General features: G+C 41.0%; 10 protein-coding genes. 5 read left to right on the top strand and 5 right to left on the bottom strand.

Annotated features, from left to right (window positions below):
• Window positions 1–211 precede the first annotated feature (211 nt).
• Window positions 212–451: a DUF2171 domain-containing protein gene (locus tag NI466_RS05640; RefSeq protein WP_004729548.1), complete on the bottom strand. Its 240-nt coding sequence runs from the start codon at window positions 449–451 to the stop codon at window positions 212–214.
• 688 nt (window positions 452–1,139) lie between these two features.
• Between NI466_RS05640 and NI466_RS05635 the strand changes: the two genes are divergently transcribed.
• Entirely contained in the window at window positions 1,140–2,666 is a 1,527-nt protein-coding gene (locus NI466_RS05635) for a fumarate hydratase (protein ID WP_004278405.1), read from the top strand.
• Window positions 2,667–2,735: 69 nt separating this feature from the next.
• On the opposite strand, the gene NI466_RS05630 is transcribed toward NI466_RS05635, so the two are convergent.
• From NI466_RS05630 to tig, 4 genes are all read right to left on the bottom strand, one after another.
• Window positions 2,736–3,452, bottom strand: a complete 717-nt coding sequence (locus tag NI466_RS05630; RefSeq protein WP_253147072.1) for a DUF2846 domain-containing protein — start codon at window positions 3,450–3,452, stop codon at window positions 2,736–2,738.
• 170 nt (window positions 3,453–3,622) lie between these two features.
• Window positions 3,623–4,933, bottom strand: a complete 1,311-nt coding sequence (gene clpX, locus NI466_RS05625) for an ATP-dependent protease ATP-binding subunit ClpX (protein WP_253147073.1) — start codon at window positions 4,931–4,933, stop codon at window positions 3,623–3,625.
• A gap of 29 nt (window positions 4,934–4,962) precedes the next feature.
• Entirely contained in the window at window positions 4,963–5,568 is a 606-nt protein-coding gene (gene clpP, locus NI466_RS05620) for an ATP-dependent Clp endopeptidase proteolytic subunit ClpP (RefSeq protein ID WP_004647427.1), read from the bottom strand.
• Between the two features lie 194 nt (window positions 5,569–5,762).
• Entirely contained in the window at window positions 5,763–7,094 is a 1,332-nt protein-coding gene (tig, locus tag NI466_RS05615) for a trigger factor (protein WP_044111907.1), read from the bottom strand.
• A 266-nt stretch (window positions 7,095–7,360) separates the two neighbouring features.
• Here tig and NI466_RS05610 point away from each other — a divergent pair, with 266 nt between their 5' ends.
• From NI466_RS05610 to leuA, 4 genes are all read left to right on the top strand, one after another.
• Window positions 7,361–9,580 carry a TonB-dependent receptor domain-containing protein gene (locus tag NI466_RS05610; protein WP_253147074.1) on the top strand — a complete coding sequence of 740 codons (2,220 nt, stop codon included), beginning with the start codon at window positions 7,361–7,363 and terminating at the stop codon, window positions 9,578–9,580.
• A gap of 310 nt (window positions 9,581–9,890) precedes the next feature.
• Window positions 9,891–12,200 (top strand): TonB-dependent receptor, encoded by a 2,310-nt coding sequence (locus tag NI466_RS05605; RefSeq protein WP_253173021.1) that lies wholly within the window; start codon window positions 9,891–9,893, stop codon window positions 12,198–12,200.
• Between the two features lie 71 nt (window positions 12,201–12,271).
• Entirely contained in the window at window positions 12,272–12,955 is a 684-nt protein-coding gene (locus tag NI466_RS05600) for a Fe2+-dependent dioxygenase (protein ID WP_253144893.1), read from the top strand.
• A 427-nt stretch (window positions 12,956–13,382) separates the two neighbouring features.
• A complete protein-coding gene (gene leuA / locus NI466_RS05595) occupies window positions 13,383–15,080 on the top strand; it encodes a 2-isopropylmalate synthase (protein WP_044111891.1) in 1,698 nt (565 codons plus the stop codon).
• The last annotated feature ends 59 nt before the right edge of the window (window positions 15,081–15,139 follow it).

The raw sequence follows: 15,139 nt of genomic DNA, 5'->3' as shown, positions 1-15,139 counted from the left end.
TCCAAACCATCTGATTGAAAAATCAGGTGGTTTTTTTATAAAAAAACACTCATAGCTTCAATAAATTCAGCACGCGATCATTATCTCGTTTTAATAAACAATAAAAATGCCAGTCTTTCGAACTGGCATTTTCAACGGTTACTCATAAAGTCTGTGACATAAAAAATTAAGCTGAAGCAGCCCTGCTTTTCAGTCCACTGACTTTAATTTCTTATAAGGTAGTCCACTCTTTACGTACCTCTTCCGCAGTTTTATTGAGCACGACGCTATCGTCTTTGATTTCACTTACCCAACTCAAGGGAATCAGATGATGCTCATTATTTTCATCATCACTTCTTGTTAATTTAATTGAATCCTGACCTTCTAAATGGTCCACCTTCCCGACTTGAGTACCACATGAAGCAATGACTGAAGCATGTTCTTTAATATCACTTGCATTAAAATTGTTCATTCTACTTGCCTGTTTCTAGAAGTTGAGAGAAACAGTCTAAGCAATAAAAAATGCCGCATGTGTAAGGGTTTTCAGGCTTTGAGTTTTTCTGGGTTAAAAATGTAAATGGTCAACATGGCTTGAGTAAGCTATAGGAGAGATACTTTTTAAATTTGAGTTTTCAAATATTTTTATAACTGGATTTGAAGATTTAAAGATTTGAAGATTTGAAGATTTGAAGATTTGAAGATAGGTTAATTCTTTGAGGTCTTAAAATAAAAAAGAAGATAAAGCTTAGGCTTGATCTTCTTTCTGACCGTACATCCAAGTTGCAGCGATATATACACAAAAACCAGCTGCCATCAAAATACCTGTAACCATTGTTAGGATCTCCTTTAGTTGATAGCTGCATTATGTAAAAGTTTTATGACAGTTATATGACAATCTGGTTTTTTATTAGATTTAAAACAATTAATAAAATTCAATCACTTAAGACGGAATAAGCAAAATTATGCGTATTTTTTATCTGAAATATGACATTGAATATGACAACTTGCTGTCATATTTGACCCATGGAATAGCTAAAGTCCTTGCTCAGATTGCTTAAACTATAAACTTTCGGCCAATGCTCGCCCAAAATGCCCACAACCCGATTCTTTTGTCTTATAATTTAGCCCGCTAGCTATCAGCCCGCTCAAGAGATATTTGTATGACAACTATTATCAAGCAAGATGACTTGATCACATCAGTTAAAGATGCGCTTCAGTTCATTTCTTATTATCATCCACAAGACTTTATCCAAGCGATGAGCCGTGCGTATGATCGTGAAGAGAACAAAGCTGCTAAAGATGCGATCGCACAAATCTTAATTAACTCACGCATGTGTGCAGAAGGCCACCGCCCAATCTGTCAAGATACCGGTATCGTCAACGTATTTGTTGAAGTGGGCATGGACGTTAAATTCGATTTAACCATGAGCCTGGATGATGCAATCAATGAAGGCGTACGTCAGGGTTATTTAGAAAACTCGAACGTGCTTCGCGCATCAGTTCTGGCTGATCCTGCATTTGGTCGTAAGAACACCAAAGACAACACTCCTGCCGTGATTTACCACAAGCTTGTGCCTGGTAATAAAGTAGATATCACTGTGGCAGCCAAAGGTGGCGGTTCAGAAAACAAATCTAAACTAGCAATGTTAAACCCATCTGATTCAATCGTGGATTGGGTACTGAAAACTGTTCCAACCATGGGTGCAGGCTGGTGTCCACCAGGTATGCTGGGAATCGGGATCGGTGGTACTGCTGAAAAAGCCATGATGCTTGCCAAAGAAGCATTGATGGAAGAGATCAACATGGACGAATTGCTTCGTCGTGGTCCACAAAGCAAAATGGAAGAGCTTCGTATCGAAATCTTCGAAAAAGTAAATGCTTTGGGTATTGGTGCACAAGGTCTTGGCGGTTTAACCACTGTACTTGATATTAAAATCAAAGATTATCCATGTCATGCTGCAGGTAAACCAGTTGGTATGATCCCGAACTGTGCTGCGACTCGTCATGCACACTTCCAGTTAGATGGTACAGGTGTTGCACATATTCAAGCACCTAAACTTGAAGACTACCCTGCTGTGACTTGGGATTCTTCATCTTCTAAACGTGTTGACCTTGACACGATTACCCAAGAAGAAATGAATAGCTGGAAACCAGGCGATACACTTCTTCTTAACGGTACAATCTATACAGGTCGTGATGCTGCACACAAACGTATGGTCGACATGCTGAACAACGGTGAAGAACTTCCTGTTGATCTGAAAGGCAAGTTTATCTACTACGTTGGCCCTGTTGATCCAGTCGGCGACGAAGTTGTAGGCCCTGCTGGCCCAACAACGGCTACGCGTATGGATAAATTTACGCGTCAAGTTCTTGAAGCAACTGGCATGTTCGGCATGATCGGTAAAGCAGACCGTGGTCCTGCTGCCGTTGAAGCCATTAAAGACAACCAGGCAACTTACCTGATGGCTGTCGGTGGTGCTGCTTACCTCGTGTCTAAAGCTATTCGCGAAGCTGAAGTGGTTGCCTTTGCTGACCTGGGTATGGAAGCAATTTACAAGTTTGTGGTAAAAGATATGCCGGTATCTGTAGCGGTTGATGTGAATGGTACTTCTATTCACGCAACTGCACCAAAAATCTGGCAAGCAAAAATTGGTAAGATTCCAGTAGTTGACGCTGCTGCGGGCTAATTAAAACTGTATAAAAAAGCACCCTGAATGGGTGCTTTTTTATGATGTGTGCTCAAAGAAATGTCCAAATTACCAAGTCCGCGGATCCCAAAGTTTAAAAGGTGCTTTCAACTGTACATCTAATGATGGGTCATAAGCAGTCGGTTCAATTTTTTGGGCTTTTTTACGCATCTGGCCTGTTTCCTGATCTTGTGCCACGAAGTTAAAACTGTCTGATTTTAGCTGAGTAAAAGCAATTTCATTCAGGCCAACTTTTTCCGGCATTAGCATGAGCGGCCCGGAAACACTCCGGCGTGTACTGATATTTTCTTCATCATATTTAATAAAATAAGACTGTCCCGCTTCGACAGTAAAATCCAGATATTTAGGCTTCTGGAAATGTAGCGCGCCTAGCGGTCGACTGGTACTCAAACGATACGTCCCTGCAGGTACTTCAATCCAGTAATAATGATTATGCAATAAGCTTGGAATATGCTCTTGATTAATAAACAGGCTGGCAGCAACCATTTCCTGACGGTTCCATCTGGAATCTGGTCGGTATAAATAGACGATAGCGGCTTCATCATGCTGCGGTTTCACCGTCTGAAACTGGTTGCCTTGCTTTTGATTGACCCAACCGCCAATGGTGAACATACCAATACGATGCTGCTCGACAAAGCCCGGTTTTTTTTCAAGATCGATATTTTTTAAAGTGCTGAGTGGCTGTGTAGGCTCAACGACGGCTTTCTTACCATGACACCCCAGCAATGCCAAACTGCTGATGAGTACAATTGCGACTCCACGCATGCTTATCCCTCACTGCGTCTTTATTCTTTTGTATGCAAGTGCTTTGCGATTTGTTTTTTATAAGTTTTAGGCATCCACGCCTAGTGAACCAGATTAACACCGAGTTTTATTTTTGGAAATAAAAAACGTGCAAAAACACGGAGTTTTCGCACGTTTCGGACGAATAGCAATTAAGCAGATTTGCTATTTACGACCTTTAAATCTATTTTTGTTGCTGTCTCTTGCTGATCATGTGGCTGACGCTCGGCACGGTATTCCGGCTCTGCTTCACCTTTAATCACAGCTTCATTGATGACGACAGTGCCGACATCGCTACGGCTTGGTAAGTCATACATGGTTTCCAGCAATGAATTTTCTAGGATCGAACGTAAACCACGCGCGCCTGTATTACGCTCAACTGCTTTCTTAGCCACTGCGCGTAATGCCGATTCTTCAAAAACCAGATCCACATTTTCCATATCAAACAGATGTTGATACTGACGGGTCAAAGCGTTCTTCGGCTCGGTCAGAATCTGCATCAATGCTTCTTCATCCAACTCGTCCAAAGTGGCAATTACTGGCAAACGACCAATAAATTCTGGAATCAAACCAAATTTTACCAGGTCAGTTGCTTCAACTTGACGGAACAAGTCAGACAGCTTCTTGGTTTCATCTTTTTTACGCACTTCTGCAGTAAAGCCGATGCCACCTTTTTCCTGACGTTGCTGTACAATTTTCTCAAGTCCTGAGAATGCACCACCACAGATAAACAGGATGTTCGAGGTATCAATCTGAATGAATTCTTGCTGCGGATGCTTACGTCCACCTTGTGGCGGAATTGATGCAACCGTACCTTCAATCATTTTCAATAATGCTTGCTGAACACCTTCACCCGATACATCACGCGTGATGGATGGGTTTTCAGACTTGCGGGTAATCTTGTCGATCTCGTCGATATAGATAATGCCCTTTTGCGCTTTTTCGACATCGTAATCGGCTTTTTGCAGTAGCTTCTGTACGATGTTTTCTACATCTTCACCCACATAACCGGCTTCGGTCAGTGTCGTTGCATCTGCCATGGCAAATGGAACATCAAGAAGACGTGCCAGCGTTTGTGCAAGCAAGGTTTTGCCCGATCCTGTCGGACCAACCAACATAATATTACTTTTTGAAAGCTCGACTGAATCATCAGCTTTCTTGCCATTATTTTGCACTTTCAAGCGCTTGTAATGGTTATAAACCGCAACTGACAAGGTTTTTTTCGCGACGTCCTGACCAATCACATATTGATCCAAGGCCGCACGAATTTCATGCGGTTTCGGCAAAGGTCGATTGGCCCAGTCATTGGTTTCCACCTGCTGACTGGTTTGAACCAAATCTAAGCATACGTCCACACATTCGTTACAAATGTATGCGTCCTCGCCTGCAATCAGCTTCCCGACTTCAGACTGCGTTTTACCGCAAAATGAACAATGCTTTTGTCCTTGAGGATGTTCGGACATATTTACTCCACTATCTCAATCTTTAAAACTTATGGACGTTTAGTTAAAACTTCGTCCACAAGACCGTATTCTTTCGCTTGCTGAGCAGTCATAAAGTTGTCACGGTCTGTATCACGTGCAACTTTCTCGTAATCCTGACCGCTGTGTTCAGCCATTAAACGGTTTAAACGTTCTTTAATAAACAGGATTTCACGTGCATGAATTTCAATATCTGAAGCCTGACCACGGAAACCACCCAATGGCTGGTGAATCATGACACGGGCATTTTCAAGGCAATAACGCTTGCCTTTGGTACCGGCATTCAGCAGGAACGCACCCATTGATGCTGCCTGACCCATGCAGTACGTTACGACATCAGGTTTGATAAACTGCATGGTGTCATAAATCGCCATACCCGCAGTTACCGAACCGCCTGGTGAATTGATATATAGATGAATATCTTTATCTGGATTTTCCGCCTCTAAAAACAACATTTGCGCAACGATCAGGTTCGCCATGTTGTCTTCAACTTCGCCCGTCATAAAAATTACACGTTCACGCAAAAGGCGTGAATAAATATCAAAAGAACGCTCACCACGAGAGGATTGTTCTACCACCATTGGCACTAAAGCGTTTTCAATCGTTGGAACATACATACGTTTATTTATTCCTAAATTTTTTGTGACCTAACCCATAATCACAATATGAGGGATAATCACTGAAATTGCAAAAAATTCGCCAACAAATCCATTATATTTTTTGCATTAGTTTTGTGAAAAACAGAAATGCTTTTTTCAGGCATCAATATGAAAAAAAGGCGCATTAAGCGCCTTTTTTATCGAAAGCTAAATTAGCCTTGTTGACGAGCTTGCTGCTCTTTCAATAAGTCTTCATAGCTTACAGTCGCATCAGTTACTTTAGCAGAAGCCAAAATGTAATCAACAACTTGGTCTTCTAGTACAACTGCTTCGATTTGGGCACGTTGTTGCGCATCGTTTTTGAAGTATTCAATTACTTCGTTTGGATCTTCATAAGAAGAAGCCATGTCTTCGATGTACGCTTCAACGCGTGCAGCATCTACTTCAATTTTCGCATCAGCTAAAACACGGCTTACAAGTACGCCAAGTTTTACAGATTTTTCAGCTTGTTCTTTGAACAATTCGTCTGGAAGCATGCTTGAATCAAATGCTTTCGCACCTTGAGCACCAAACTGCTGTGTGAACTGCTGGATCATTTGTTGACGTTGACGGTCAATTTCTTGAGCAAGCATAGTAGCTGGAAGTTCAACTTCGTTTGCAGCAACTAATGCATCGAAAGTCGCGCCTTTAACCTGGTTGCGAAGGCCATTCTTCACTTCACGTTCCATGTTTTTACGAACGTCAGCTTTTAACTTCTCAACGCCTTCTTCTTCAGATACACCGAAGATTTTCAGGAATTCAGCATCGATTTCTGGAAGTTTTTGTTTTTCAACAAGCTTCACAGTGATTTTGAATTGAGCTTGTTTACCAGCAAGGTTTTCAGCTTGGTAGTCTTCAGGGAAAGTTACATCAATCACTTTCTCTTCGCCTTTCTTCATACCAACGATACCGTCTTCGAAGCCAGGGATCATACGACCAGAACCAAGTACTAGTTTGAAGTCTTCTGCAGAACCGCCTTCAAATTTTTCGCCGTCGATTGAACCTTCGAAATCAAAAGTTACTTGCATGTCTTTTTTAGCCATGCCTTTTGTTTCAGCCCAAGCAGCACGTTGTTTTTGAAGATTTTCAATCATCTTCTCAACATCTTTGTCATTTACTTCAGCTGCTTTACGCTCAACTTCCAAGCCGTCGAATTTCACTTCGATTTCTGGATAAACTTCAACAGTCGCTGTATATACCAGCGCGTCGTCTTTCATTTCAGTTTTTTCGATGTTTGGCATGCCCACAGCATTGATTTTTTCTTGCTGGATCGCTTCGAATACCGTGTCACGAATAATATCGTTTACCACTTCTTGGTAGATACCCGCGCCGTATTCACGACGAACTACGTTTACAGGCACTTTACCTGGACGGAAGCCGTTGATCTTCGCAGTTTTAGCAGTGCGTTTTAAACGAGCTTCAAATTGCTCATTAATACGGCTCGTCGGTACAGAAACATTTAAACGACGGGCAACGCCCGAAACCGCTTCAGAAGTTACTTGCATGGCTTCCTCTATATATTAGGTTATAACAGGTTTATAAAAATGTGCCACATTATATGACAACATTTAAGGATATACAAAAAATACGCGCGAGTTCCAGTTTTTAAGCCCTTTTTTTAGTTGAATTGCCACCTTTCCAGATGCCCAGTCAACCCAATTTAAATGGAGAAAATGTATATTTTTATTGCAAATGATAAACACTATCATTAATATCCAGTTTCTTATTTGAGCAACAATACTAATTTATTCTTCGGTTCGGGAATCTGGTCATGCATAGTTTTAGTCTTCGTCCACTTACATTGGCAATTCTTGGAGTTACAGCAACATCTGCTTTCGCAGAGACTGTGAACGAGACAGCGACTCCTACAACAACACATCAAATGTCTACGATTGTGGTTTCAGCAGCGGGTTATGAACAAAAGATTACGGATGCCCCTGCTACCATTAATGTCATTACTGCTGAAGACTTGAAAAATAAACGCATTAACTCGATTGCAGATGCCTTAGTTGATATTGAAGGTGTAGATATTTCTCCTTCAGCAGGCAAGACTGGTGGCTTAAATATTCGTATGCGTGGCATGGACTCCGAATATACTTTAATTCTTGTTGATGGTCGTCGCCAAAATACTGTGGGCAGCATTACTCCAAATGGTTTTGGAGAATCAAATAATAGTTTTATTCCACCAATTTCTGCAATTGAACGTATTGAAGTCATTAAAGGCCCTGCTTCTACCCTGTATGGCTCAGATGCTATGGGGGGTGTAGTGAACATTATTACCAAAAAAGTTTCACCTGAATGGACTGGTGCAGTTACCTTAGAAGGCACGATCCTTCCAAACCATTCCGAGTTTGGTAACCAGCGCTCAGCTGATGCTTTTATTTCCGGCCCATTGATTCAAGATAAATTAGGTATTCAATTACGTGCACGTAAAGCAGAACGTGATCAATCTCATCTTACGAATGAAGAAGATACAGCCGAGCTTACTCAAGGAAATAACCCGACTAAATCAGATTTAGAAACGATTGGAACCCGCCTGACTTATACTCCAAATGATGATCATGCAATCTCATTGGAATATGAACAAACAGATCAATGGTATGACAACAGTAAAAGTCAGTTAGGTACTTTAGGAGCTGCTGGTGGTTATGACTCTGCTCAAGAATATAATCGTGAGAAATGGGCACTTATTCATGAGTGGAAAACTGATTTAGGTCAATTAGATTCAAATCTTACTCAAAATAAAACAGAAACTGTAGGCCGTTTATTACCTGCACGCATGCTTCCATTAGTTGGTGAAGAACTCACAGAACAATATGTTCCACGTCTCCTAGAAAGTGAAGATGTTGTATTTGATACTAAATTCTCTACTCAATATTTCGAAAACCATAATTTAGTTTTTGGTGGTCAATGGTGGGATGCAACCATTACCGACGGTCTAAGAACCAATAAAGATGTTTCTTTTGATCAATTAGGTTTGTTCGTTGAAGATACATGGCAATTCATGCCATCTTTAGCCCTAACTTTAGGTGCTCGCTTCGATGATCATAGTACGTTCGGTGACTTCTTTACACCTCGTGCATATTTAGTATGGAATGCCAATGATCAGTGGACTGTTAAAGGCGGATATGCAGAAGGCTATAAAGCTCCTCGTTTAGAACAGCTTGTTGATGGCATTTATAATGTCAGTGGTCAAGGTGCCACTCCAAGTTTTGGTAACCCAAATTTAAAACCTGAAACCAGTCAAAATCTGGAGCTTGGTTTCTACTTTGATGCCCTTAATGGATTTAAAGCCAATTTAACAGGCTTCTACAGTACTATTGATGACAAAATTGTTAGTGGAGCAGGTGAATTTAGATGTGGTACATCGACCAGTGATGCACCTTTACTTTCTAATGCAGAATGTAACGCATACTTAAGTGATCGTGGTACACCTTGGGCAATTCAACCGGATGATAGTTGGGAAGTTAGCCGCAATGTCAATGCCGAAGAAGTTGAACTTTATGGCTTAGAATTAGGTTCTCAGTGGCAAGTCACTGATGCAGTCAAACTAGCAGCAAACTATACATGGACTCAGTCTGAAATTACCAAAGGTGAAGATAAAGGCTTACAACTTAATGACACACCTGAACATATAGTGAATGCAAGTGCAAATTGGCAAGTAGCAGACAATACTAATTTATGGGCACGTGGTGAATATCGTTCTGAGAAAAGTCGTTTCTTAGGAAAAAGTAATTTAAGCGGTAATGATAAAATCATCCAAGATGCTTTAGGTGATTACAAAAGTTATAGCCTATTCCACATCGGGGCTAACTTTAACATTACAAATAACTGGGATTTAGGCGTAGGTCTGTATAACGTATTTGATAAAGACTTTACTGATTATGTTTACCTACCAACACTCACTGGTCGTGGTAGCAAGTATCGTAATAAGTATAGCAATACCCAAGAAGGTCGTCGCGTTCAGTTAAGCACTACTTTTAAATTCTAAGAAATACATTTCTTAAAACCCCCTGCCCCGGCAGGGTTTTTTCTTATGGTTAGACCCATACTTTCCCAAAATACTGCCTCTATCTACCCTTCTATAAACATCATTATTCTCAATAAGAATTTAATAATCAGACTGCTTTGTCAATATTTATTAAAAACATGGATTTAAATTAAATTGTTACATTATTACATTTAAAATCTCATTTAATATTTTCTTAAAGATCATGAATTCCCATCATACAAAGATATAAAGAAAAACAAGAATCATTATTATTCGCATACAGTTTAATCACATAATTAACAGGTTTCGCATGACCTTTATTAAAACACGTAAAAAGATCGTTTCTTCTGCGATTATTTCCTCTTTGTCTATTGTGGGAACACATGCAATTGCTGAAGACAATGTTGTTCGACTCGACACTATCCATCAGGAAGTCAAAGCTGAACAAGCACCTGGCTTAAAAGTAGATCAATCTGCGAATAGCAAATTTGTTGCTCCTTTACTCGACACACCCAAATCAGTTTCAGTGATTTCAAAACAGCTGATTGCAGATACACAAGTGACGACTTTAGCTGATGCACTACGTACAGTTCCGGGGATTACCTTGGGCGCAGGTGAAGGTGGTAACCCAAACGGTGACCGTCCATTTATTCGTGGTTATAACTCTGAAAGCTCCATGTATGTAGACGGCGTTCGTAATGCCACTTCACAAAACCGTGAAATGTTTGCTGTCGAACAGGTCGAAGTGACTAAAGGTTCTGCGTCTGCCATGGGCGGCGCAGGAGCGACCGGTGGTAGCATCAACATGATTTCTAAAGTTGCGAAGAAAGGTGACTTTTTAGAAGGCTCAGTCGCTGGCGGCACAGATAACTATCAACGTATTACTTTAGATGGCAATAAAGATTTCGGAAATGGTATCGCAGCACGTGTTGCGGTAATGGGTCATCATAATGAAAAAGCTGGTCAGAAAGATGGTGCCGAATATAAACGTGCCGGTATTGCGCCAAGCATTAGTTTCGGCTTAGACACCCCTACTCGCGCGACTTTGAGCTATTACTACTTAAAGTCTGATGATACGCCTGATTCTGGTGTTCCTTATCAATATGATGCGGTAAAAAAAGCAACCGTAGGTAAACCTGTCGATGTAAAACAAGGTATTTACTACGGATGGCTTAATCGTGACTTCCAAAAACAAGAAAATCAATCTGGTACTATTAAACTAGAACACGATCTAAATGAAGATCTTACTCTTAGCAATACCGCTGTATACAATAAGTCTGAGAATAATTATTTGTGGACACAACCAGATGATAGCCAAGGTAATATTTTAAATAATGAAATTTGGCGCCGCCTCAATACCAATTTAACCAGTACAGACAGCTTTACAGATCAACTCGCTTTAACAGGAAAGTTCAATACTGGGGTGCTAACGCACAAGTTCAATGTTGGTGCCGAATATTCTAAACAAGATTCAGATCGTGGATCGAATATAGTCACTGATCCGAATACATCTAAAATTGGCGGTAGTTCCAATAACAACAATGCAAATAATGCCTGCTCGTTAGTCAATTCAAATGGTTGGTGTACCGATCTGAACAATCCTAATTCTTATGATGCTTGGTTAGGAACTGTTACCCCAAATCCTAATGTCACTAATATCACATCTAAAACACAATCTATCTATGCTTTGAACAATCTAGAAATTACCCCACAATGGCTGGTAGACCTAGGTGTTCGCTGGGATAAGTTCGAAACGGATATGAAATACAATAAAGATTCCGGAACGATTAAAGCAGGAACAGCATATACTTCAAGTAATGACTTTTTTAATTACCAAGCGGGTTTAACATTTAAACCTACTGAAAGCAGCGCGATTTATGCAAGTTATGCCACTTCTGCCAACCCTGTAGGCGTGGACGCTGGTGACGGCTCTGAAGGTATTAGCGTTCCGGGCAGAAATACATCTGAAGAACAGGCCAAAGCGATCAATAATCTAAAACCAGAAGAAGTTAAAACATATGAAATTGGTACAAAATGGAATGTACTCAATGATAAGTTAAATTTAACTGCTGCTATTTTTAGAACTGAAAAAGAGAATACCCGTGCTCTTGATACAGATGGATTTACTCGTAATATTGGTGAAACTCGCGTAGATGGTATTGAACTTGGTGCAAATGGCAATATTACTGATAAATGGGCAGTTTCAGCTGGCTATACTTATCTAGACAGCGAAATTGTTGATGCTGGTTTTGTTAATACTGCGGCATCAGGAGCACCAGCAGTATATGTTCCAAGCCCAACTAATGGCAATCAGGTTCAAAACGTCGCGAAAAACAGCGCAACCCTGTGGACGACTTATGCAATAACTCCAGCTTTAACTTTAGGTGCGGGTGCTGTGGCAATGGATAAAGTCTATGGCGATGCTGCGAATACAAAATATGTTCCGGGCTATGTTCGCTATGATGCCATGGCACGTTATAACGTGAATGAAAATGTTGATTTGCAATTAAACGTCAATAACCTGTCTGATGAACGTTACTTCACAAAAGCCTATTCATCTCACTATGCGACCGAAGCAGAAGGTCGTAGTGCAGTGTTAGCAGTCAACTTTAAATATTAATTCAATGCAACCGCATAGCCTCCTGATGGGGGCTATGTTATTTTTAAAATACGATTATTCAGGGGTTTCTCGTGCTGCATCATATTCCAAATGTACTGAGCAAAGAACAGGTGCAATATTTCCGTGAGGAGATGAATAAGATTGAGTGGGTCAACGGCAAAGTTACCGCGGGTACACTCTCTGCAACGGTGAAACAGAATCAGCAACTGCCTGAAGATCATTCCCTGACCCAGCATTTAAGCACAATCATTCTTGAGTCTCTGGGACAGCATGCTTTATTTTTATCAGCGGCGATTCCACTGGATATTATTCCTCCCCTGTTTAACCGCTATGAAAATAATGAATCTTTCGGCTTTCATGTCGACAATTCGATTCGTCGTATTCGCGGCAGCAATGAACGTCTCAGAACGGATTTATCCTGTACGGTTTTCTTGAGTGAGCCGGAAGAATATGTCGGTGGTGAACTGGTGGTCGAAGACACTTACGGTTATCACGAAGTAAAATTGCCTGCCGGCGATATGATTCTGTATCCGTCGACCAGCCTACATGAAGTCACGCCAATCACTTCCGGTTGCCGAATTGCTTCATTTTTTTGGGTACAAAGCATGATCCGGGATGATGCAGAACGGCATATGCTGTTTAATCTGGATCAGAGTATTCAAAACCTGAGAATGCAGCTGGGTGATCAGCATGCAGAAGTGATGAAACTGACCAATCTGTATCATAATTTAATGCGTAAATGGGCTGAACTTTAAAAGAGGCTCTGTCTTCAATGATCTTTAAGAACAACTGGATCTATTGTTTATCAAAATATATTGCTTTATGGCACTATTGAACGTAATAAATAACGAATTATATCCAAATCGAGAAAATATAAAATACGATATTTAAAATAAGTGAAAATATTTTTCACCACTTAAACTTTATAAGAAAATCTTTATTACCATACGACTAAAATCCATAAAAATAGCAAAAACTTTTCGGGATAAGTGGATTAAACTTTAAATTATAAGTAAGGCATTTAGTACATTTGGTGAAGCTAAACCACCAATATTTAGACCATATTTCAGGTTTGAACCAGACTGTCACTAAAACCCAATGAATAGACAAAATCTATGCCGCTGACCCACGCACCGCTTTAACCAAGATTACGGTACCCAAGTTAGCATAAGGAGCTCTCTCATGATGTTGGCTGATCCAAGTAAAAAATACCGTCGCATGTATCAACGTGTGGATTTACCAGACCGTCAATGGCCGAACAATGAAATCAACAAAGCGCCAATCTGGATGAGTACCGACCTGCGTGACGGTAACCAAGCGATCTTTGAGCCAATGAACATGGAGCAGAAATTCAAGATGTTCCAGATGTTGGTGAAAATCGGTTTCAAGCATATTGAAATCGGCTTCCCGTCAGCATCACAAATTGACTTTGACTTTACCCGTAAATTGATTGAAGAAGGTCATATTCCGGATGACGTTTATATCGAGGTATTGGTTCAGGCACGTGATCATTTAATTCAACGTACCTTTGAATCTTTACAAGGCGCAAAACGTGCCATTGTACATATCTATAATTCCAACTCGCCGACATTCCGCAACAAAGTCTTGAATGTTGATGTTGAAGGTGCAAAACAGTTAGCCATTAATGCTGCACAGAAAGTAAAAGAATACGCCGCAAAACAACCGGAAACTGAATTCGTATTTCAGTACAGCCCGGAATGTTTTACTGCAACCGAATTAGAAGTTGCAAAAGATGTCTGCGATGCCGTCACTGAAATCTGGGAAGCATCACCGACCAATAAAGTGATCTTGAACTTGCCTGCAACCGTAGAAGTTTCAGGCCCACACATCTATGCCGATCAAATCGAATGGATGCACCGCAACATCCAGCGTCGTGACGGCGTGATCATTTCAGTTCACTGTCACAATGACCGTGGTTGTGGCATTGCCGCTTCTGAATTGGCAATTATGGCTGGTGCTGACCGGGTTGAAGGCTGTGTGTTTGGTAATGGCGAGCGCACCGGTAACGTCGACGTGGCTGCGATTGCCTTGAACATGTATACCCAAGGCGTGGCACCGAATTTAGATTTCTCCAACATCAATGAAATCATTGCGACTGTGGAAGAATGTACCGGTTTACCTGTGCACCCGCGTCATCCATATGCCGGTGATTTGGTGTTTACTGCATTCTCGGGTTCGCATCAGGATGCCATCAAAAAAGGTTTCGAGTTCCAGAAAAACGAAGAAATTTGGGATATGCCGTACTTGCCAATCGACCCGAAAGATTTGGGCCGTGACTATGACGCCGTGATCCGTGTCAATTCACAGTCAGGTAAAGGTGGTATTGCTTACTTGTTAGAATCGAACTATAACGTGATCTTGCCGCGTCGTTTACAGATTGAATTCTCTCAGATCGTACAAAAACGTACCGATGAGCAAGGCACTGAAATCAGTGCGACTGAAATCTGGAAGTTATTCAAAGAAACTTATGTGGATGCTAAAAACGTTCACTATTCTGCGAAAAACTACAAATTGTCAGATGATAATGGCAATCAGGTGATTGAGCTTGATCTTGAAATTGATGGCCAGTCACGTCGTGTTCGCGGTGAAGGCAATGGTCCAATTTCTGCGATTTTGGATGCACTTCATTTGCCGATTGACGTGGTGAACTATGAAGAGCGCAGCATCAGTTCAGGTGCTCATGCCAAAGCCTTGGCCTTGATCGAACTTCAAGTGAAAGGTACTGGTAAATCTGCCTTTGGTGCCGGGGTACATGACAACATCGTGACCTCTTCTATCGAAGCAATTATTGCCTCGACCAACCGTCTGATTGATCAGGGTGTTTTAAGCACTGATCAGGTGATTGCTGCTGCGGTCTAAACGGCGGTATTAGAATTTGCGATAATTCATAGCACTAAAATGACTTTAGAAGGATACCG

The organism is Acinetobacter lwoffii (assembly GCF_024129595.1).
GTDB classification, from domain to species: domain Bacteria; phylum Pseudomonadota; class Gammaproteobacteria; order Pseudomonadales; family Moraxellaceae; genus Acinetobacter; species Acinetobacter lwoffii_O.
The sequence above is the reverse complement of the archived record's forward strand: the minus strand, read 5'-3'. Positions and strand labels throughout refer to the sequence as shown.

Coding starts and splice junctions, on each gene's coding strand:
- NI466_RS05640 (WP_004729548.1), bottom strand. CDS start 451: ATGAACAATTTTAATGCAAGTGATATTAAAGAACATGCTTCAGTCATT.
- clpX (WP_253147073.1), bottom strand. CDS start 4,933: ATGTCCGAACATCCTCAAGGACAAAAGCATTGTTCATTTTGCGGTAAA.
- NI466_RS05630 (WP_253147072.1), bottom strand. CDS start 3,452: ATGCGTGGAGTCGCAATTGTACTCATCAGCAGTTTGGCATTGCTGGGG.
- tig (WP_044111907.1), bottom strand. CDS start 7,094: ATGCAAGTAACTTCTGAAGCGGTTTCGGGCGTTGCCCGTCGTTTAAAT.
- leuA (WP_044111891.1), top strand. CDS start 13,383: ATGATGTTGGCTGATCCAAGTAAAAAATACCGTCGCATGTATCAACGT.
- NI466_RS05610 (WP_253147074.1), top strand. CDS start 7,361: ATGCATAGTTTTAGTCTTCGTCCACTTACATTGGCAATTCTTGGAGTT.
- NI466_RS05635 (WP_004278405.1), top strand. CDS start 1,140: ATGACAACTATTATCAAGCAAGATGACTTGATCACATCAGTTAAAGAT.
- clpP (WP_004647427.1), bottom strand. CDS start 5,568: ATGTATGTTCCAACGATTGAAAACGCTTTAGTGCCAATGGTGGTAGAA.
- NI466_RS05605 (WP_253173021.1), top strand. CDS start 9,891: ATGACCTTTATTAAAACACGTAAAAAGATCGTTTCTTCTGCGATTATT.